Annotated in this window: 1 pseudogene; it reads left to right on the top strand. The window is 68.2% G+C overall.

The window, feature by feature from the left end:
• Window positions 1–216 (top strand): annotated as a pseudogene (locus AC5RUJ_RS17965) (hypothetical protein); the annotation flags it as partial.
• Window positions 217–619 lie beyond the last annotated feature (403 nt).

Genomic DNA, 619 nt, shown 5'->3' with positions numbered 1-619 from the left:
GGTTCCCTCCACGTCCTCCGTGGTGATCGTGAAGCGGTCCCCCACCGCGGGCTGGGCATGGGCGGCCCGGTGGTGCTCGGCGGCGGGCTGGGCATGAACGTCCCGCGGTTCCAACGCTCGCTCGCCGCCGCACTGGAACCGCACGGGATCGCAGACCTCCGCCCGCTGGACCGGGAACCGGTCTTCGGCATCGACGTGCTGGCCGGCCTGGCCTGAGCGGCCGGCGCCCCACACCTACGGATGCAGAAGCCGGCGCCCCGCCGTCGTCATAATCTGTCATGTCCCGGGCCCGCGTTTTCCTTCCCCCGCGGACCGGGCGTACAGTTCCGGGTATGACGACTCGTTGGTATGCGTATTTTGCGTTGGCTCTGGAGGGGCCTGACGTAACCGCCTAGCGCCTACGCATACCAACCTTCAGAGCCAACAGGGCAGAGATGATTCTCTGCCCTTCGCCATTTCTCCGGCGGGTTCTGTAGCGAAGTCCCGCCGCCAACAGACGGGACACCGACCATGAATTCAGCAGCCAACCAGCTCTTGGAAACCGAAGCGCCGACGCCGGCCGGCGTCGCAGCCGCCGACCCGGCCTCGCCGCGCAGCACGAACAACCTGCGGGTGGGCG

The sequence above is a fragment of the Arthrobacter sp. Y3223164 genome, assembly GCF_059091005.1.
Note: the sequence above shows the minus strand (reverse complement) of the source record. Positions and strands in the feature narration are given on the sequence as shown.